Raw genomic sequence first — 18,787 nt, forward strand, 5'->3', positions numbered from 1 at the left:
CAGTCCGGTCAGGCGCTCGAGCGATACTCGAACGCTTCACGCCCGACTCGACACCTGTGACACCGCGGCGCGGGTATCCGCTGCGGTCAGTGTCATCAGATCGGCGTCGGTGAGTGCATCGAGATCGGACGCAGCGGCCAGGCGGTGCTCGCGCTCCTCTTCGGCCGCTTCGATCAGATTGCGGACGTAGCGACCGTTGCCCGCGACGTCGATCGCGGGACGGTCCGCCGAGAACCGGGTGCTGAGCTGGTTGAACGAGTCGAGCAGTGCGGCACCGGCATCGGCGGACAACCGTGCGTCGCGGCGTTCGGCTAATGATTCGGCGATCCGCAGCAGCTCGTCCGGCGTGTACGACTCGAAGCGGATACGGCGCGCGAATCGCGATCCGAGGCCCTCGTTGGACGCGAGCAGCCGGTCGATCTGATCGTCGTACCCGGCGATGACGACGACGAGTCGGTCCCGATCGTTCTCCATGCGCGCCAGGAGCGTGTCGAGTGCTTCGCGACCGAACGCATCGCCGCCCGACAATCCTTCCTGGATCAGCGAGTACGCCTCGTCGACGAAGAGAACGCCGTCCAGCGCCGAGTCGATCACGGCCGACGTCTTCGGAGCGGTCGCCCCGAGATGCTCGCCCACGAGGTCCTTGCGGCTCACCTCGATCACCTTGTCGGTCGCCAGCAGGCCGAGCCCGCGGTACATCTTCGCGACGATCCGCGCGATCGTCGTCTTGCCGGTGCCGGGCGGTCCGGTGAACGCCAGGTGGAGGCTGCGCGGCCTGGTCCGCAGACCCTTCGCGGCGCGCACCTCGGCGAGGAGGACGGCCGAACGGAGCCGTTCCACCTGATCTTTCACCGCGAGCAGGCCGACCTGGGCGTCCAGCTCGGCGGTCGCCTCGGCCAGGATGCGAGCCGATTCGGTGCTGTCGGCAGGCTGGCTGGCGCCAGTGCCAGTGCCAGTCTGGGTGCTGGACTCGAAGCCCGGCTCGGACGACGCGTCGGCGGACGGCCGTCCATCCTCGGGTGCCGCGATCACCAGCCGGTAGGCGGGATCGGAGATGGCGCGGGCGGCGTCGCGCAGCGTCGGGTCCAGCGCATACGCCTCCTGGAAGCAGCCCAGGGCGGCCTCCTCGTCTCCGCGCCCGGGGTCGGCTCGTGTCCGCAGTGCCATGCCGATGGCGAAGGTGGCCGCCGCCCGGCAGTTGTCGAGTTCGCTCTCGCGGGCGACGGTCAGCAGACGGATCCCCTCGTCGAACATGCCGAGTTGAATGCAGGCGGTCCCGGCCGCGTAGTCGGCCGCCGCGCAGAGCACGCGGTCGCCCCAGTCGGCCCTCCGCGCGACTGCGGTCAGGACCGTCCGCCATTCGCCCGAACGCAGATGCCCCACTCCGCGGCAGAACGCGCTGATCGGCTCGTCCGATCCGGCCTCGTCGAGGACCGCCCGGGCTCCGTCCACGTCGCCACCGTCGATCAGCGACGATGCGTATGCCACCGACGCTCGCGCGGCCGTGGTGATCGGGTACTCGACGAACAGGCCGATCGGCGCCAGGCCGACCAGCGTGCCGCGCGGCAACCCGAGCCGCCGTTGCTGAACGCCGATGGAATCGCGGGACCGGTGCAGACCGTGCAGCGCCGCGCCCGACCTGTCGCCTGCCGCGAGCCGGCCGAGCCACGCGTCGCCCATCCCAGGATCGAGTTCGGTCGCCCGCGCGAATGCGGTCGCCGAACGTTTCGGATCAGGAGGAGCATCGCTGGTCAGGATGCCGAGAGCGGCCAATCCTGCTTCGAAGAGCTGTCGAGCCCGACGATGATCGTCCGCCCCGGCCGCCGTGAGATGAGCGCGCTCGAAGCGCGTCGCGATATCAGTCATCAGTCCCCCCGAACCCTGCTGTGGGAGCGACTCTAGCCGCACGCCAGGTCTCGCATAGACTGAACGGCGTGAGCGCCCAGGTAGATACTGTTTCCAATGCCGCCGGTTCCCCCGACACTCCGCAGCCGTACGCGGAACTCGGACTGAAGGACGACGAGTACGCGCGTATCAAGGAGATCCTGGGGCGGCGCCCCACGGACGCGGAACTCGCCATGTACTCGGTGATGTGGTCCGAGCACTGCAGTTACAAGTCGTCGAAGGTGCATCTGCGCTACTTCGGTGAGACCACCACCGACGAGATGCGGGCAGGCATGCTCGCGGGCATCGGCGAGAACGCCGGTGTCGTCGATGTGGGCGACGGCTGGGCCGTGACGTTCAAGGTCGAGTCGCACAACCACCCGAGCTACGTCGAGCCGTACCAGGGCGCGGCGACCGGCGTCGGCGGCATCGTCCGCGACATCATGGCGATGGGTGCTCGTCCGATCGCGGTGATGGATCAGCTTCGATTCGGTGCAGCCGATGCGCCCGACACGCGCCGCGTGGTCGACGGCGTGGTCCGCGGTGTCGGCGGCTACGGCAACTCGCTTGGCCTGCCCAACATCGGCGGCGAGACCGTGTTCGATGCCTCCTACCAGGGCAATCCGCTGGTCAATGCGCTGTGCGCCGGTGTCCTGCGCACCGAGGACCTGCATCTGGCGTTCGCATCCGGTACCGGCAACAAGATCATCCTGTTCGGTGCGCGCACCGGGCTCGACGGCATCGGCGGCGTCTCCGTGCTGGCGTCGGAGACGTTCGATGATTCGGATGAGGCAGGTCCGTCGCGTAAGAAGCTGCCGAGCGTTCAGGTCGGCGACCCGTTCACCGAGAAGGTCCTCATCGAGTGCTGCCTCGACCTGTACCGCGACGGTCTCGTAGTCGGCATCCAAGATCTGGGCGGCGCCGGACTGTCGTGCGCCACGAGCGAATTGGCGGCCGCCGGTGACGGCGGCATGCACATCGACCTCGAGAAGGTGCCGATGCGCGCCGAGGGCATGACCCCGGCCGAGGTGCTGTCGAGTGAGTCGCAGGAGCGCATGTGCGCCGTCGTCACGCCCGACAACGTCGACGAGTTCATGGCCGTGTGTGAGAAGTGGGACGTGCTCGCCACCGTCATCGGCGAGGTCACCGAGGGCGAGAACTTGGAGATCACCTGGAACGGCGAGACCGTCATCGACGTGCCGCCGCGCACCGTCGCCCACGACGGACCGGTCTACGAGCGTCCCGTCGCACGTCCGGACTGGCAGGACGACGTCATCGCGTCGACCACCGCTGGACTGAAGCGCCCGGAGACCGGTGACGAACTGCGCGAGACGTTCCTCAAGATGCTGGCCAGCCCCGCGCTGTGCAGCCGCAAGTTCATCACCGAGCAGTACGACCGGTACGTGCGCGGCAACACCGTGCTCGCCGAGCATGCGGACTCCGGCGTCATCCGGATCGACGAGGAGACCGGTCGCGGCATCGCGATCTCGACCGACACCTCGGGCCGCTACACGTACCTCGATCCCTACGCCGGCGCTCAGTTGGCGCTCGCCGAGGCCTTCCGCAACGTCGCGGTGTCGGGTGCGAGCCCCCGCGCGGTGACCAACTGCCTGAACTTCGGTTCGCCGGAGGATCCTGCGGTGATGTGGCAGTTCAGCCAGGCGGTGCGTGGATTGGCCGACGGTTGTGCCGAGTTGGGTATCCCGGTCACCGGCGGCAACGTCAGCTTCTACAACCAGACGGGGTCGACCCCGATCCTGCCGACCCCGGTCGTCGGCGTCCTCGGCGTCATCGATGACGTCCGTCGCCGCATCCCGACCGACATCGGGACGGAACTGGGCGAGACGCTCATCCTGATGGGCGACACTCACGACGAATTCGACGGTTCCATCTGGGCGCAGGTGGAGCACGAGCATCTCGGCGGTGTACCGCCGAAGGTCGACCTCCAGCGCGAACGTCTGCTCAGCGACATCCTGGTCGCGGCCTCCCGCGACGGACTCGTCTCCGCGGCGCACGACATCTCCGAGGGCGGTCTCATCCAGACCGTCGCAGAGGCTGCGTTGGCCGGCGAGACCGGGTGCCGCATCCTGCTCCCCGAGGGAGCCGATCCGTTCGTGACGCTGTTCTCGGAGTCGTCGGGCCGAGTGCTCGTCGCCGTGCCGCGCACCGAGGAGTCGCGGTTCTGCGGCATGCTCAGCGCGCGCCAGGTCCCGTGGACCCGGATCGGCGTCGTCGACCAGGGCAGCGATTCGCTCGAGGTGCAGGACCAGTTCTCGGTGAAGCTCACTGAGCTGCGCGAGGTGCACGAGGGCACGCTGCCCAAGCTGTTCGGCTGAGGTCTGCCGTTACTCGCCGATCGAACCATTCCTGAGTAGAACGCGTTTCAGTCACCTAGCGTGATCACCATGACTCTGCGCGTCGTGGAATGGTCCACCGGAACCGTTGGAAGGCATGCGATCACCGGGATCGATGCCCATCCCGATCTTGAGTTGGTCGGTGTCTGGGTATCCGATCCGGCGAAGGTTGGAAAGGACGCCGGACGTCTCGCCGGCCTGGATCGCGATCTCGGGGTGCCGGCGACGAACGATCGAGATGCGCTTCTCGCGTTGAAGCCGGACGCGATCGTGCACACCGCGATGACCGATGACCGTGTCGCGGAATCGATCGGGGACCTGTCCGCGTTCGTAGCGGCCGGCATCAACGTCGTCTCCTCGGGGCCGGTGATCCTGCAGTTCCCGTACGGTGTCCTCCCGGATTCGATGGTCGAGTCGGTTGAGAAGGCTGCGGAGTCGGGCGGAGCGAGCCTGCATGTGAACGGGATCGATCCGGGTTTCGCGAACGATGTTCTGCCGCTGTCGATCACGAGCCTCTCGCAGCAGATCGACGAGGTCCGCGTGATGGAGATCGCCGACTACTCCACCTATTACCAGCCGGTGGTGATGTCCGAGCTGTTCGGTTTCGGAAAGCCGATGGATCACCAGTCGATGCTCTTGACTCCGGGAGTCCTGTCGTTGGCGTGGGGGAGCGTTGTGCGCCAGATCGCGAAGGGTCTCGACGTCACGCTCGACGAGCCGCTCGTCGAGCGCTTCGACCGGGTGGCCGCTGAGGGCGAGGTCGACACGGTGTCTTTGACGATTCCGGACGGCACGATGGCTGCGCTGCATTTCCAGGTGGTCGGTCAGGTCGACGGCGTGGACCGGATCATTCTGGAGCATTACACGCGGACGCATCCTGATCAGTGCCCGGACTGGCCGAAGCCTGCGGAGGGCGACGGTTGTTACCGGATCGAGGTGACCGGCGAGCCGGTCATGGCCGTGGAGATGACTCACCACAGCCGCGACGGCGACCACAACGTGTCGGGGATGATCGTGACGGCCCAGCGTCTGGTGAATGCAGTGCCCGCGGTGGTCGCGGCGGAACCGGGTCTGGTGACTGCACTGGACCTTCCCCTGGTGACGGGGCGCGGTCTGGTGACGGGCGCGCCGCGGACGTAGAGACCGCGAAGGGTCAGCTCGCTCGAAGGCTGGAGCAGGCCCCGAGTGCGAGAGACCTGAGAGAGTCGGCCTTCGGACAGCGGTCAGTCGATGAATTCGATAGTCACTTCGTCCGGCGGTACCGGCTGAGGAGCCGATGGGATTCGACACTCGAGCCATCGCTCGATCCGCGACCTGCGCCGTCGCTGTCTGGATTCATCGGCCGGATCCGGTTGGGAAGGAGTGACGTCCGGATTCTCCCGAAGTAGCTTCTCGGGAAGGTGCGTGTGGTTGACCTGCCACGGTTCACTCGAACCGGTCGGCCGCCAGCCGACTCGGCCTTGATGTGGTCCGTGGGCGATGATCGTGGTCTCCCAGCCGCCCGGGTCGGTACTGACCTTGCGGTTGTCGCCACCGCACGCGGCGCCGAGGTGATCGATATCGGTGGGGCCGCCGTGCTGCCAGTCGGGCATGTGGTGTGCCTGAGTCCGGCTGAATGGAGCGGTGCATCCTGGTGCGGTGCAGCCGCGGTCACGGCCGAAGATGGCGATGCGCTGCGCGAGTGAGGCGAGGCGCCGACCGCGACCGAGGTAGAGGATCGACGAACTGTGATCAGCGAAGACCTCGAGCCACGGCGTCGCATGTGCGGCTAGGTCGACGAGGTCTTTGACTGGAAGCCGAGTGCCGGTAGCGGTGTGCGCGACACCGGTGCGCTGTTCGATGTCGGTGAGGCTGGCGGTGACGACGAGATGCGCCGGGAGTCCGGTGGGGCGTCCGAGTGCGCCGTGGCCGATGAGGTAGTCGAGCATCGCCTCGAGGGCATCGTGGTTGCGCTGTGTCTGCGTGCGGTCGTCGCGTTCAGCGGCGGCGGTGAGCGCAGCGGTGTCGATCTCGGGGTCGTTGGCCGCACCGTACGGTGACTGGTCGTCGTCCGGGTTGTTTATTCCAGGTGCGGCCCATTGCAGCAGGAGTGCTTCGAGTTTTGCGCGCAGTTCCGGCTTGAGCATGGCTCGTACCTTCGACATGAGCTGGCGGTCCTGCGGTTGAACGGTGAATCCGCGGGTGCGCTTGCGATCGCGATCATCGGTCAGGTCTCCGTCAGGATCGAGGTGCGCGAGGAGCCTGTTGCCGACGGTTGCCAGTCCGGCAGGCGACAGAGCACGGGCGGCTTCGGCGAGCTGGGCCTCAGCGTCGGCTCGCACATCGTCGGCGACGCGGTGGGGAATCCGATCCATGGTCTTCTCGATCTGGAGGACGTGGTCGGTTCCGATCGCCCCGTCCGACACTGCGTCCGCGGTTGCCGGGAGGGCCGGGTCGAGGGTCTCGCCCTGGAAACTTGTCATGTGGGCGATCGCCGCAGCGACTGTGCGACGCCGTTTGGCCTCGCTCGACCCGAGTCGGAGGCCCGACTCGAGGTACGTCGTCGGACTCAGATACCCGGCTTTCCGGTACGACATGCGGTCCGATAGCTCGGTGAAGAGTGCGGCGTCGACTCCGTCGGTGCGACGGTGGGCGCGCTCGAAGATCTCGACGGTCGGGAGGACCTCGTCGTCCGGCATCGCGACGAGAGATGTCGCGGCAAGTTTGGCTGCAGCGGCGTCGATGAGTTTGACCAGCTCGAGCGGAGTATCAGGTAGGTCGTGGTGGGTTTCGGGTCCGGTCACTGCCATCACCTCCGCCTGTCTTCGCTGTCACTCCATTATATCAGGAAAGGTGATGTGGAACATAATAGATGCGAACGTACATTCTGCACGGAATGTCGTGCGGCTTGGCGGGCAACAGCGCATTCCTCGGCAATTCCCGGTACCACGATGAGTGAGCTCCTCCCGCTCGGGTGAAAAGAGCCGCTGATCGGCGTAGCTCTGCGTGTCGTCGCGATACCGGGTCCGCAGTGCGGCCGGTACTCGGAGATTTATCCGTGGCTATCTGCGAGAACGAGGATTCTCGGCGGTTCGGGCAACGACGTGTCACGCACGCTAGGCTTCACCGGTAGCCAGTCCGCAGGGAGGAATAGCAATGACCGGTCCGAATGATGGCGATCCGAGCGAGAATCCCGACCATGGTCCGGACGGAGGTCGGGAGCCGAGTTCGGAGGGTGGCGCGACGCCGCCATCCGGCCAGCCGGAGTCGCCGGATTACGGCCAGCAGCAGGCGGATTACGGCCAGCAGCAGCCGGATTACGGCCAGCAGGGTCTGCCGGATTACGGCCAGCACCAGCCGGGATACGGTCAGCAGGGCCTGCCGGGTTACGGTCAGCAGGGCCTGCCGGGTTACGGTCAGCAGCCGGGATACGGCGGGCAGTCCGGATACGGTCAGGATCAGCCGGGATACGGTCAGCCGTTCGCGGGACAGCCGTACCCTCAGCAGGGTGGTCCAGCCGGTCCGCCGCCAGCCAACAATATGGCGTCGTCGATCATCGTGACCGTTCTCGGCTTCGTCCTCACGTGCGTCAGTTGCATCAGCCTGGTTGCCGGAGTGATCGGCATCGTGGCGATCGTGAAGGCAAACTCGGTCAACGGTTTGTGGGCGTCGGGCAATCAGGCCGGCGCGCACGAAGCCGCGAACGAGGCGAAGAAGTACGCGAAAATCGCATGGATCGTCCTTGCGGTCATGATCGCGCTGTGGATCATCCTGGTGATCATTCTCGCGGTGACCGGCACTTCCGTCGGCTACTACGACTTCGACACCTACAGCGGCACCTCGACGTAGAGGCGTCGTCAATGACCGGCGCCGCGCGGGCCACCGATCGGAGCCTCCCGGCCGCACTGCAGGCCGTGGCGAGGCACCGAATCGGCGGTCCGGCAGCGATACTCGCGGGGGTATCCGCGATCGGTGCGGCCGTCTGGTTCGCCGACCCGACGACGCCCGGTGGAATCATCCCGCCATGTCCGTTGAATTCGCTTCTGCACGTCAACTGTCCAGGGTGTGGGGTCTCTCGTGCGATCTATCACCTACTGCATGGTGACGTCGTTGCCGCTCTGCACCACAACGCGTTATTCGTGATCGTTCTGGGACTGTCAGCGGTGGGCTTCGTGACTTACAGTGTCGGACTATGGCGCGGACGGCGTCATCGCAGGTGGTACGAGGTGCGAAGCGTACCGATCTCGCTCGTGGTGATTACGCTGGCCTGGTTCGTGATTCGGAACATTCCAGTTGAGCCTTTCACCGGATTGAAGGTGTGACGTACACCCGAAGAGTCGCGTCTAGGTCGCGTCGCCCAGAAAGTCTCGGACGCTTGCCCGCTACAACGGCCAGTTGTGCACCGGCTCGCCCTCGTGCATGAGCGTCGCGTAGTCGGACAGCATGCCGTGCAGCGCCTGATCCCGGCTCTCGCCGGCGGCTTCGCGCACTTGAACCGCGCGGCGCTGCCACACCGATCCCGTCTGACGGGTGACACATCGGCCCTCGATGACTCCGAGGTAGCGGCGTCGTGCGGCTGCGGACACCCCGAATGACGCAAGGCCCTCCTCGGCGAGCGGTAGGAGACGTCGCAGGGCGAGTTCGTCCGGCCGCACCCAGCCGATGTCGGGCCAGTACAACTGGGCGTCGAGTCCCCATTGCGCTCCCGAGGTCAGGTTCTCCCTGGCGGCGTCGAACGACATCCGCGACCACAGCGGTCGGTCCGCTTCCACCAGGCCGCGGACCACACCGTAGTAGAAGGCGGCGTTGGCCATTATGTCGACGACCGTCGGACCTGCGGGCAGCACGCGATTCTCCACGCGCAGATGCGCATTGCCGTCGAGAACGTCGTAGACGGGGCGGTTCCACCGGTACACGGTTCCGTTGTGGAGCTTGAGTTCGGTGAGTTCGGGAATCCGTCCGGCATCCAGTTCGGCGAGCGGGTCGACGTCGGTCGACACCGGCAGGAGGGCGGGGAAGTACCGGGTGTTCTCCTCGAACAGGTCGAAGATCGTGTTGATCCAACGCTCCCCGAACCACACGCGAGGGCGGACTCCCTGATTCTTCAACTCCAGTGGGCGGGTGTCGGTGGCCTGTTGGAACACCGGTATCCGGGTCTCGTGCCATAGGGCCTTGCCTGCGAGGAACGGAGAGTTCCCTGCCAGTGCCACCTGAACGCCCGAGATGGCCTGGGCCGCATTCCAATGCGCGGCGAAGTCCTCGGGTGCCACCCGCAGATGCAACTGCAGCGAGGTGCAGGCGGCCTCCGGAAGAATCGAATCTGTGGTGGTGGTGAGGCGTTCGGCGGACGACTCCAAGGGCACGCCCGCGATGTCGATCGCCAGATCCTCCCCGCGCGCTGCGAAGATCTGCTCGTTGATCAAGTCGTACCGCGGGTTCGCCGAGATCCATTGATGCGCGAAATGCTCCTGCTGCAATGTCGGCAGCATGCCGATCATCACCAGGTGGTTTCCGGTCGACGCGGCTTTCGCCTCAGCGTTGTTCAACGACGATCGCAGTGCCTGCTCGAGGCTGACGGTGTCGCCTCCGACGAACGGCCTCGGCGAGACGTTGATCTCGACGTTGAACTGGCCGAGCTCGGTCTGATAGTCGGGATCGGCGATTGCGTCGAGCACCTCGGCGTTCGCCATCGAGGGGTCGGCCCGAGCATCGATCAAGTTCAGCTCCACTTCCATACCGAGGAGTGGTTCAGGCGGGCGGCCGTGATCGGTGAACAGGCCGTCCGACAGCATCCGGGCGATCGCATCTGTCCCGCGGGATACGCGCTCCCGGAAGCGCACGCGATCGGCTCCGTTGAACTTCTGCTGGCTCACTTCGGCGCCCATGAGGCAATGGTGCCGAACGACGAGGCGTTCCTGGTGCCGATCGATGCATTTGCTTTCCTGTCTGCCGTGCAGAGTTCCCCGCACAGCGGCGGAAACCGTGTCACGAAGTCTCACGCGCTGAGCGGTGAAATCCAGACGGCGAGGTCCATCCACAGATCTCGGGCAAGGCGCGAGAACCCGAACCGCAGTGAGGGCTGATCGGTGAGGGTCGTCCCATGACGGCGATCAGACCGGGCGTGTACCCGACGAAGCTTCTCAACCGGAGCGTGGGCCGTGCGGGCCTCGCCGAGCTGATCCGCACTCGACACGCGCGTCTGATCCGAAGAGGCTGGTACGAGGTGGGAAACGCGAACTCCGATGAGGTGGCCGCGGTAGCGCGCGGCGGAGTGCTCAGTTGCGTGAGCGCATTGAGACGTCACGGGGTCTGGGTGCCGGAGACTCACGAACTGCACATTCGCGGGAACTCGTCGGCGGTGCGGTACCGGAAGGGGCCGTTCTGCCGGGACTTCCGTCGCCCTTCGGCCGAAGAGGGCGCCGTCGACGACATCGCGGTTGCCGTTCGTCACGCCGCCCGTTGCCTGAGTGGAGAGGGCTTCGTCGTCGTGTGCGATTCGATCCTCAATCGGCGACTGATGACAGTCGACGAACTCGACTATCAGTTTCGTGACGCACCGCTGTGGGCGCAGCGTCTACTCGCCAAGTGCGATGGAAGATCCGAGTCGGGCCCGGAGACCATGGCCAGGCTCCGGCTGCTCGGACAGAAGGTCCGGGTCCGGACCCAAGTGGTGATCGAGGGAGTGGGACGCGTGGACCTGCTCGTCGGCGACTATCTGATCATCGAAATCGACGGGTGGGAGTTCCACGGGGACCGTCAGCACTTCCAGAGTGACCGCAGTCGGGACATCGCGGCCCACGAGTTGGGCTTTCACACTCTCCGGTTCACGTACGCGGACGTGGTCTACCGATGGGACGAGACCAACGCTCAAATTCTGGCCGCGGTACGCGCTGGAGTGCACATCCGACGGAGCCGACGCGCGGGAGTTTCCCCGCACAGCGACGGAAACCGTGTCACAGGGTTATCGGACGGTATCGGGGAACCTTAGACGGGCTGAGATCGCTAGCATCGTGTCATGCCGAACGAGATGACCGCCGACCTGCACACCCACACGAACTGCTCGGACGGCACAGACACTCCGCAACAGCTCCTGGCGAAGGCGAAGGTAGCGGGTCTCACCACGCTCGGCCTCACCGATCACGACACCGCAGCCGGATGGGACGAGGCTGCGCTGAACGTTCCCGCCGGAATGAGAATCCTGCCGGGCGCCGAGTTCTCCACGAAGCATCCGGCACCTGACGGCACGCTCGTATCGGTGCATCTGCTCGGTTACCTGTTCGACCGGAACAACGCGGAGATCGTCGCCGAGTGGGAGCGCATGAGCTCGGAGCGGTCCAACAGGGGTACGCGGATCGTCGAGAACCTGATCGACGCTGATTACCCGATCACCCTCGACCGGGTACGGGAGATCGCCGGCCGGACCAATATCGGACGTCCGCACATCGCTCGTGCGCTGGTCGAGGCAGGCTCCGTCGATTCGGTGGGTGAGGCGTTCGATGGTCTGCTGAACGACGAGGGCGCACATTACGTGGCGCTGCAGTCGTTGTCGCTGGAGAACGGCATCAGGATGATCGATGCGGCCGGCGGTGTCCCGATCATCGCGCACCCGCGTGCCCGTGCGGCGTCGTCGCTTCTGACGGAAGAGGTGCTCGAATCGTTGACGAAGCACGGTTTGAAGGGCATCGAGGTCCGCCATCCCGATCACGATGATGCCGCCCGAACGGAGCTCACCGGAATCGCGATCGACCTCGGCCTGATCCAGACCGGTTCGAGTGACTACCACGGCGAGAACAAGGTTCTCCAGCTCGGGCAGGAGCGAACGCCGGACGACGTCGTCGAGCAGATCGTCGCTCTCGGATGCACGGCACCGTTCACGAAGCAGTAGGAATCCCGTGGCACCGAAAGACAAGATCGACCCTGCACAGACGCGAGCCGCCGTGCTCGCAGTTGCCGAATGGCTGCGGGACGAGACCGTCGAGCAACCGAGTCGGCACGCACTCGCAGCAGCTGTGCGGGCCACGGCGCGGACCGTCGCTCAGGACGCGCCCGGCAACTCCGTGGAAGTGCGCGTCCCGCCGTTCGTTGCCGTCCAGTGCATCGAGGGGGTCCGTCACACGCGGGGAACTCCGCCGAACGTTCTCGAGACGTCGCCACGCCAATGGCTGCTCCTCGCGACGGGACTCGAGTCGCTCGACGACGCGGTGGCCGCCCACCAGGTGAGCGTCTCCGGGCATCGCGCAGGCGACGTCGCCGACTATCTGCCGGTGATCCCGCTTGCAGCGGTCGGGAGTTCGCTAGAACGCTAGAACGCCTTCTGTTCTGCGCTGCACTGTCCGGTCGTCACGCGCTTCGAGTCCAGCGAACTGGTGTTGGACGCATTGGCGACGAAGGTGATGCGGCCGACTCCGGTTTTCACGTCGGTGAACTTCACAGTGTTGTCGGGTCCGACGACCCGCTTGGACCACTGCTCGCCGCCGTTGCGTCCGGTGTCGAGGTTCGCCCAGGTGAATGAGACGTCCTGGTCGTAGCCGAGTACCGACACGGCGTCGGTCTTCATCGTGATCGTCATGGTTCCGTCACCGTCGGCGGCGGCCCGAAGAACGGTGTTCGCCTGCAGAGGGAGGGGCGCCACGTTCGGATTGAGGTAGTTCATGGTGCAGGTGGTCGACGGCTCTGCCGACGCTTCACCTGCTACGCCGAATGGTGCGATGAGCGCCGTGCCGCCGATGGCGGCGGCGGCCAATGTCGCTGATCGTGCTCTCACGGGGGTTTCCTTCCGTCGCGGTCGCACCCGATCCTCGGTGCACCGGGTCGTGCTCGGTATGTCGCGCATCGAACGCGGACCGTTAGCCTGCCCACTTCAGCGTCCGAGAGTTTTCCGAACCGGCCGACCGGCCAGTACGCTGGGGGGACGCCCGTCCCAGCCCTCGAACCCGGAGCGTCGCTCGTGACAGATCTGTCGATCCACTCCCGCAATCTGCTGGATCCGCAGCAGCCCGACGAAGTCGAGAACGAGCCGCGCGAGGAGTGCGGTGTCTTCGGTGTCTGGGCGCCCGGTGAGGACGTCTCCAAGCTGACCTATTACGGTCTCTACGCGCTGCAGCACCGAGGCCAGGAAGCTGCGGGGATCGCCGTCGGCGACGGCTCGCAGGTCCTCGTCTTCAAGGATCTCGGGCTCGTCAGCCAGGTGTTCGACGAGCAGACGCTCGCATCGATGCACGGTCACGTCGCCGTCGGGCATTGCCGATACTCGACGACCGGGTCCACCACCTGGGAGAACTCGCAGCCGATCTTCCGCCACACCGATGCAGGTAGCGGCGTCGCACTCGGCCATAACGGCAACCTGGTGAACACCGCGGAACTTGCCGCCCGCGCACGCGAACTCGGCGTGTACGGCTCGGGCAGCCGCGGGGCCGCCACCTCCGACTCGGACGTCGTCGGTGCGCTGCTCGCGCACGGAGCGGCAGACAAGACCCTCGAGCAGGCGGCCGCCGAACTGCTGCCGAGCCTCAAGGGCGCCTTCTGCCTCACCTTCCAGGACGAGACGACGCTGTACGCGGCGCGCGACCCGCACGGCATCCGCCCGCTATCGCTCGGACGGCTCGACCGCGGCTGGGTCGTCGCCTCCGAGACCGCAGCGTTCGACATCGTCGGGGCGTCCTTCGTCCGCGACATCGAACCGGGCGAACTGCTCGCCATCGACCACAACGGCGTCCGCAGCACCCGGTTCGCCGAGGCGACGCCGAAGTTCTGCGTGTTCGAGAACGTCTACCTGGCTCGACCGGACAGCGTCATCAACGGTCGTGCGGTGCATTCGACCCGAGTCGACATCGGTCGGCGCCTCGCCCGCGAGGAACCGGCCGAGGGCGACCTGGTGATCCCGGTCCCCGAATCCGGAACGCCTGCGGCGGTCGGCTTCGCGCAGGAATCCGGCATTCCGTACGGCCAGGGCCTCATGAAGAACGCCTATGTGGGGCGCACGTTCATCCAGCCGTCGCAGACCATCCGCCAACTCGGCATCCGTCTCAAGCTCAATCCGCTGCGCGAAGTGATCAGGGGCCGCAAACTCGTCGTGGTCGACGATTCGATCGTGCGCGGCAACACCCAGCGTGCGCTCATCCGGATGCTGCGCGAAGCCGGGGCGCTCGAAGTGCACGTGCGCATCGCATCGGCACCGGTCCGCTGGCCGTGCTTCTACGGCATCGACTTCGCGTCGCCCGCCGAGCTCATCGCCAACGGCATGGAGTCCGAGGAGCACATGGTCGACGGCGTGCGCCAGGCCATCGGTGCCGACACCCTCGGCTACATCAGCGTCGACGGGATGATCGCCGCCACCGGGCAGGAGTCGTCCAACCTGTGCGCCGCGTGCTTCGACGGTCACTACCCGATCGAGCTGCCGGAGGAGACGGCGATGGGCAAGGCCGTCCTCGAGACGATGAGCGGCGCCGATGGCAGCGTGCCGCACCCGTTGTCGGCGGGTAACGACAATGTCAGCGCCGTCATGCGGCCGTAGTCGCGCCTGGGATACGACAGACTTCACACGTCAGGGCACTCAGGTAGCGTGAGTGCGTCAGATTGCGGTGGCCGATCAACGGTCATGCGCCCAGAAATGTTCAGGAGAACCAACACCATGACGGACGGGTCTGCCTCCGACCAGACTGCCGGCGCTTCATACGCGTCCGCGGGCGTAGACATCGACGCAGGTGAGCGGGCCATCGAGCTGTTCGCGCCGCACGCCAAGCGTGCCACTCGCCCCGAGGTTCTCGGAGGACTCGGCGGCTTCGCGGGTCTCTTCTCGATGAAGGGCGACTACCGCGAGCCGGTACTCGCCGCGTCGAGCGACGGCGTCGGCACCAAGCTGGCGGTCGCGCAGGCGATGGGCGTGCACCACACGGTGGGTCGCGACCTGGTCGCCATGGTCGTCGACGATCTCGTCGTGTGCGGCGCGGAGCCGCTGTTCCTGCAGGACTACATCGCAGTGGGCAAGGTGATCCCGGAGATGGTCGCCGACATCGTGAAGGGCATCGCCGACGGTTGCGTCGACGCCGGATGCGCACTTCTGGGCGGCGAGACCGCCGAGCATCCCGGTCTCATGGGCGACGGCCACTACGACATCTCGGCCACTGGCGTCGGCATCGTGGAAGCCGACTCGATTCTCGGACCCGACCGTGTGCGCCCCGGCGACGTCGTCATCGCCATGGGGTCCTCAGGCCTGCATTCGAACGGATACTCGCTGGCCCGCAAGGTCCTCCTCGAACTGGGGCACCTGGATCTGGGCGGTCACGTCGAGGAGTTCGGCCGCACGCTCGGCGAGGAACTCCTCGAGCCGACGCGCATCTACGCCAAGGACTGCCTGGCGCTGGTTGCGGAATCCGAGGTCCGGACCTTCGCGCACATCACCGGGGGCGGCCTGGCCGACAACCTGGGCCGTGTCCTGCCCAAGGGGCTGGAAGCAGTTCTCGAGCGCGGCTCGTGGACGCCCGCCCCGATCTTCTCGCTCATCGCCCAGCGCGGCCGCGTCGAACGCGCCGAGATGGAGCGCACGTTCAACATGGGCGTCGGCATGGTTGCGATCGTCGCGCCCGAGGACACCGATCGCGCGCAGGCGGTGCTCACTGCCCGCCACGTCGACAACTGGGTGCTCGGTTCGATCAAGCGCTCCGCGGATGGAGTGTCGGGTAGTGCCGAGCTCGTCGGGGACCATTCGCGGTTCTGAGCCGGGTACGCAGCTGACGTCGCTTCGGTGACGGGGTGCGCCCTTCGACGACCGAGTTCATCGCTGGCACACCCGATAGTCGTCGCTGCTGCAGAATGTGGCCAGAATATCGAGGCCAGAGGGAAGATTGCCCTCGGAGGGCCGCGTGCCGGTCATCTACCGCAGCGTCGCACTCGATCGGCGAGTCGGGAAGGCCTGCACTCGGCATCTGATCCGCGGGTCGGGACTGACGTCCGTTACCCGATCAGCGATGGGACGGCGGCGTCAACCGCGCGAAGAACACTGAACGGCCGAGCGGACGTCGTATCGGTCCGCTCGACCGTCAGGTGAGATTGCGCAGCCACTCGGAGGTGGCGACGTCTTGGGTACTGCAGAGGCAGAAGACTGCGTCAGGCGCGTCGCCATTCGTCTTCGCTGTATCGGCTGTCCTCGTCCGACCACGAGTCGGCGGCATACGACGAATGGCCGCTGCTGCCCGACAGTTCGCGCTGCAAACTGTCCAGATCGGTGTTCGGAGTGGAGTACTTCAGCTGACGAGCAACCTTCGTCTGCTTTGCTTTAGCCCGGCCGCGGCCCATATTGGGACCCCCTCGCACAATGACGGGGCGGCCAACGTCGTGGCGGCCCCGTTCTATCCGTTAATAGTTCTCGTGCAGACAGTCTAGCGCGAACACGCAATTAAATCCCCTCCCCCTTCCCCAAGTGGGTGGCGAGAGGTGTCACAGTTGGCATAACAGGTGGTCAGGGCTTTCCGCGGAGCTTGTTGATGGCTGCCCGGCCCGCTGGAATCGCGTCGTCGGCGGTGTACAGGTCGGCATCGATGCGCGCTGCGGCGCCCGACTCGGCGTCGTCGCCGACGAGGAGTTCCGCGTCGGCCGGCACCGAGCGCTTCACGAGTGCGAGCGCCACCGGGCCCAACTCGAAGTGGTCGATGACGGTGCCGACGCGGCCGAGTGAGCGTCCGCCGACGAACACCGAATCGCCCGTCGACGGCCGGTAGTCGGCACTGCCGTCGAGGTGCAGGAGTACCAGGCGCCGCGGGGGCCGACCGAGGTTCGCTACCCGGGACACCGTCTCCTGGCCGCGGTAGCACCCCTTCTCCAGGTGGACTGCGCCGCCTTCGTCGGGGCTGCCGATCCAGTCGGCCTCGTGCGGGATGGTCCGCTCATCGGTGTCCAGGCCCAATCGCGGACGCCCGGCGGCGACACGCAGCGCCTCGAGGGTCCACATTCCCGCAGGCGCCGCGCCCGCGTTGACGAGTGTCTCCCACCAGCGGGGCAGATCGTCGCGCGGCACCACGACGTCGACGACGGGTGCGGTGCGCCCCTCGCCGGTCGGCGGCATGACCCGCCAGAAGCCGAGCGGCTCGTCGTCGTGGTGGAGTTCGGGCAGGTCGCCTGCTGCATAGACGTCGGCGGCGGCCGGGATGTCCAGGACCGAGGCGATCTCACCGGTCCGCACGTCCGGGCCGACGAGCGTGATGACGGCCATGTCGGTCCGCAGGGTGGGCGTTACCTGGGCCCAGAAGACCATCTTGGTGAGGAAGTCCGACAGGGGCGCACCGCGAGCGGTCTCGGTGTCGAGCCAGGTGACCTCGTTGATGTCGGTCAGAACGAAGTGGTCCTCCACGCGGCCGTTCCCGTTGAGCGAGAGGTTCTCGGCGCTGCGCCGGTCACCCAGCTCTGCCACGTGCTGCGTGGAGATCGTGTGCAGCCAGCTGAGCCGCTCGGGGCCCGCGAGTTCGATGACCGCACGATTGCTGCGGTCGACGATCGCCGCGCTCCGGGTGGCGCGACGTTGCTCGCCCAACGGATCGCCGTAATGCCACGCAACGCCGGGACTCGCGTCGTCCTCCGGGGTGACGACGGCGCCGGGCTGCGACGCGAGCAGGGGCGACACGTAGGTGTCGTCGGAAGCTGGACGAATCGGATCCGCAGACATACCTGCAGTCTACGGTGGTGGACGTGATCGTGGTCGATGGCAGCGGTGAGGTGCATGACCCCGAGGCCCCGTTGCTGCACGCCGACGACCTGGGGGCACTGCGCGGCGACGGAGTGTTCGAGACGATCCTCATCCGCGGTGGCCGCGCGCGCCTCGTCGATGAGCACCTGCGGCGTCTCGCAGACGGAGCAGCCGGTCTGGACTTGCCGGCACCCGACCCGACGGCGCTCCGGCGGTGCATCGATGTCGCAGAACGACAATGGGCCTCAGGCGACGAGGCCGCGCTTCGCGTCATCTGCTCGCGCGGCCGGGAGTCCGTTCCGGATGGGCCGCCGACCGTCTACGTGACGGTCGGTCCGCTCCCGGCGCGGTCGGTCGTGGCACGTCGTGCGGGCGTATCCGTCATGACTCTCGAGCGGGCCGACGACCCGGACGTCGTACCGCGTGCCCCGTGGGAGTTACTCGGGGTGAAGGCACTCAGCTACGCGCGGAACATGGCGGCGCTGCGCCACGCGCACCGTGCGGGTGCCGACGACGGCATCTACCTGTCCTCGGCCGGGTCGGTCCTGGAGAGTCCCCGAGCGAACGTCGTCGCCGTGATCGACGGGGTCTTGACGGCGACCCCGCGTGCGGACGGGATCCTGCCGGGAATCACTCAGGCCGCGCTGTTCGCCACCGCGGAACGGCGCGGACTCGTCGTCGGCGAGCGACGGCTGACACCGGCGGACCTTCGCGGCGCCGACGGAGTGTGGCTGTTGTCGTCGCTCACTCTCGCTGCGCGGGTCCACGCATTGGACGGCGAACGGCTGCCGCCGCTGAGCGTGAGCGCGCCGGACATCGCCGCGCTGGTGGACGAAGCAGTCGCCGGATAGCGATGCGAGCCTCCTGGCCGCGGCGCAGACTGGTCGTGGGT

The 18,787-nt window shown here is 66.7% G+C and carries 16 protein-coding genes; 10 read left to right on the forward strand and 6 right to left on the reverse strand.

The features are described 5' to 3' along the window. Positions 1-36: 36 nt before the first annotated feature. Positions 37-1,866 (reverse strand): type VII secretion AAA-ATPase EccA, encoded by a 1,830-nt coding sequence (gene eccA / locus FO044_RS02350; protein ID WP_132993070.1) that lies wholly within the window; start codon positions 1,864-1,866, stop codon positions 37-39. A gap of 68 nt (positions 1,867-1,934) precedes the next feature. Here eccA and purL point away from each other — a divergent pair, with 68 nt between their 5' ends. Both purL and FO044_RS02360 read left to right on the forward strand, forming a co-directional pair. Beyond that, positions 1,935-4,220, forward strand: a complete 2,286-nt coding sequence (gene purL / locus FO044_RS02355) for a phosphoribosylformylglycinamidine synthase subunit PurL (RefSeq protein WP_132993071.1) — start codon at positions 1,935-1,937, stop codon at positions 4,218-4,220. Between the two features lie 69 nt (positions 4,221-4,289). Further along, positions 4,290-5,378, forward strand: a complete 1,089-nt coding sequence (locus FO044_RS02360) for an NAD(P)H-dependent amine dehydrogenase family protein (protein WP_132993072.1) — start codon at positions 4,290-4,292, stop codon at positions 5,376-5,378. An 83-nt stretch (positions 5,379-5,461) separates the two neighbouring features. On the opposite strand, the gene FO044_RS02365 is transcribed toward FO044_RS02360, so the two are convergent. Then, positions 5,462-7,021, reverse strand: coding sequence for an HNH endonuclease signature motif containing protein (locus tag FO044_RS02365; RefSeq protein ID WP_235831410.1), 1,560 nt, complete (start codon positions 7,019-7,021; stop codon positions 5,462-5,464). 352 nt (positions 7,022-7,373) lie between these two features. Here FO044_RS02365 and FO044_RS15205 point away from each other — a divergent pair, with 352 nt between their 5' ends. Together FO044_RS15205 and FO044_RS02375 are read left to right on the forward strand one after the other, a co-directional pair. Next, complete coding sequence (locus FO044_RS15205) at positions 7,374-8,066, forward strand: CD225/dispanin family protein (RefSeq protein WP_132993074.1); 693 nt, start codon at positions 7,374-7,376, stop codon at positions 8,064-8,066. 11 nt (positions 8,067-8,077) lie between these two features. Then, positions 8,078-8,539: a DUF2752 domain-containing protein gene (locus FO044_RS02375; RefSeq protein ID WP_132993075.1), complete on the forward strand. Its 462-nt coding sequence runs from the start codon at positions 8,078-8,080 to the stop codon at positions 8,537-8,539. Positions 8,540-8,599: 60 nt separating this feature from the next. Here the strand turns inward: FO044_RS02375 and FO044_RS02380 are convergent, their stop codons facing one another. Further along, positions 8,600-10,102, reverse strand: coding sequence for a glutamate-cysteine ligase family protein (locus FO044_RS02380; protein ID WP_132993076.1), 1,503 nt, complete (start codon positions 10,100-10,102; stop codon positions 8,600-8,602). Between the two features lie 215 nt (positions 10,103-10,317). Between FO044_RS02380 and FO044_RS02385 the strand changes: the two genes are divergently transcribed. The 3 genes from FO044_RS02385 to FO044_RS02395 are packed head-to-tail and all read left to right on the forward strand — an operon-like array spanning position 10,318 to position 12,523. Beyond that, positions 10,318-11,205, forward strand: coding sequence for an endonuclease domain-containing protein (locus FO044_RS02385; protein WP_132993077.1), 888 nt, complete (start codon positions 10,318-10,320; stop codon positions 11,203-11,205). Positions 11,206-11,232: 27 nt separating this feature from the next. Next, positions 11,233-12,102 (forward strand): PHP domain-containing protein, encoded by an 870-nt coding sequence (locus FO044_RS02390; RefSeq protein WP_235831411.1) that lies wholly within the window; start codon positions 11,233-11,235, stop codon positions 12,100-12,102. A gap of 7 nt (positions 12,103-12,109) precedes the next feature. Beyond that, positions 12,110-12,523 (forward strand): sterol carrier family protein, encoded by a 414-nt coding sequence (locus tag FO044_RS02395; RefSeq protein ID WP_132993078.1) that lies wholly within the window; start codon positions 12,110-12,112, stop codon positions 12,521-12,523. On the opposite strand, the gene FO044_RS02400 is transcribed toward FO044_RS02395, so the two are convergent. Beyond that, positions 12,520-12,981: a hypothetical protein gene (locus FO044_RS02400; protein ID WP_132993079.1), complete on the reverse strand. Its 462-nt coding sequence runs from the start codon at positions 12,979-12,981 to the stop codon at positions 12,520-12,522. The two genes, FO044_RS02395 and FO044_RS02400, sit on opposite strands and share 4 nt — an antisense overlap. Before the next feature lie 183 nt (positions 12,982-13,164). Here FO044_RS02400 and purF point away from each other — a divergent pair, with 183 nt between their 5' ends. Together purF and purM are read left to right on the forward strand one after the other, a co-directional pair. Further along, entirely contained in the window at positions 13,165-14,730 is a 1,566-nt protein-coding gene (gene purF, locus FO044_RS02405; RefSeq protein ID WP_132993080.1) for an amidophosphoribosyltransferase, read from the forward strand. Positions 14,731-14,847: 117 nt separating this feature from the next. Continuing rightward, positions 14,848-15,933: a phosphoribosylformylglycinamidine cyclo-ligase gene (purM, locus tag FO044_RS02410; protein WP_132993081.1), complete on the forward strand. Its 1,086-nt coding sequence runs from the start codon at positions 14,848-14,850 to the stop codon at positions 15,931-15,933. A gap of 389 nt (positions 15,934-16,322) precedes the next feature. Here the strand turns inward: purM and FO044_RS02415 are convergent, their stop codons facing one another. Beyond that, the gene (locus FO044_RS02415; RefSeq protein WP_132993082.1) at positions 16,323-16,511 is read right to left on the reverse strand and encodes a DUF3073 domain-containing protein; all 189 of its coding nucleotides are present in this window, start codon (positions 16,509-16,511) and stop codon (positions 16,323-16,325) included. A 163-nt stretch (positions 16,512-16,674) separates the two neighbouring features. After that, positions 16,675-17,874 (reverse strand): CAF17-like 4Fe-4S cluster assembly/insertion protein YgfZ, encoded by a 1,200-nt coding sequence (gene ygfZ, locus FO044_RS02420; RefSeq protein ID WP_132993083.1) that lies wholly within the window; start codon positions 17,872-17,874, stop codon positions 16,675-16,677. A gap of 14 nt (positions 17,875-17,888) precedes the next feature. Here ygfZ and FO044_RS02425 point away from each other — a divergent pair, with 14 nt between their 5' ends. Next, positions 17,889-18,746 carry an aminodeoxychorismate lyase gene (locus FO044_RS02425; RefSeq protein ID WP_132993084.1) on the forward strand — a complete coding sequence of 286 codons (858 nt, stop codon included), beginning with the start codon at positions 17,889-17,891 and terminating at the stop codon, positions 18,744-18,746. Positions 18,747-18,787: the final 41 nt, after the last annotated feature.

Origin of the sequence: Gordonia zhaorongruii (assembly GCF_007559005.1) — a bacterium.
GTDB classification, from domain to species: domain Bacteria; phylum Actinomycetota; class Actinomycetes; order Mycobacteriales; family Mycobacteriaceae; genus Gordonia; species Gordonia zhaorongruii.

Excerpts from the sequence above, each read along its gene's own strand:
- eccA (WP_132993070.1), bottom strand. The coding sequence starts at position 1,866 with ATGACTGATATCGCGACGCGCTTCGAGCGCGCTCATCTCACGGCGGCC.
- FO044_RS02360 (WP_132993072.1), top strand. The coding sequence starts at position 4,290 with ATGACTCTGCGCGTCGTGGAATGGTCCACCGGAACCGTTGGAAGGCAT.
- FO044_RS15205 (WP_132993074.1), top strand. The coding sequence starts at position 7,374 with ATGACCGGTCCGAATGATGGCGATCCGAGCGAGAATCCCGACCATGGT.
- FO044_RS02375 (WP_132993075.1), top strand. The coding sequence starts at position 8,078 with ATGACCGGCGCCGCGCGGGCCACCGATCGGAGCCTCCCGGCCGCACTG.
- FO044_RS02380 (WP_132993076.1), bottom strand. The coding sequence starts at position 10,102 with ATGGGCGCCGAAGTGAGCCAGCAGAAGTTCAACGGAGCCGATCGCGTG.
- FO044_RS02385 (WP_132993077.1), top strand. The coding sequence starts at position 10,318 with ATGACGGCGATCAGACCGGGCGTGTACCCGACGAAGCTTCTCAACCGG.
- FO044_RS02390 (WP_235831411.1), top strand. The coding sequence starts at position 11,233 with ATGCCGAACGAGATGACCGCCGACCTGCACACCCACACGAACTGCTCG.
- purM (WP_132993081.1), top strand. The coding sequence starts at position 14,848 with ATGACGGACGGGTCTGCCTCCGACCAGACTGCCGGCGCTTCATACGCG.
- FO044_RS02415 (WP_132993082.1), bottom strand. The coding sequence starts at position 16,511 with ATGGGCCGCGGCCGGGCTAAAGCAAAGCAGACGAAGGTTGCTCGTCAG.
- ygfZ (WP_132993083.1), bottom strand. The coding sequence starts at position 17,874 with ATGTCTGCGGATCCGATTCGTCCAGCTTCCGACGACACCTACGTGTCG.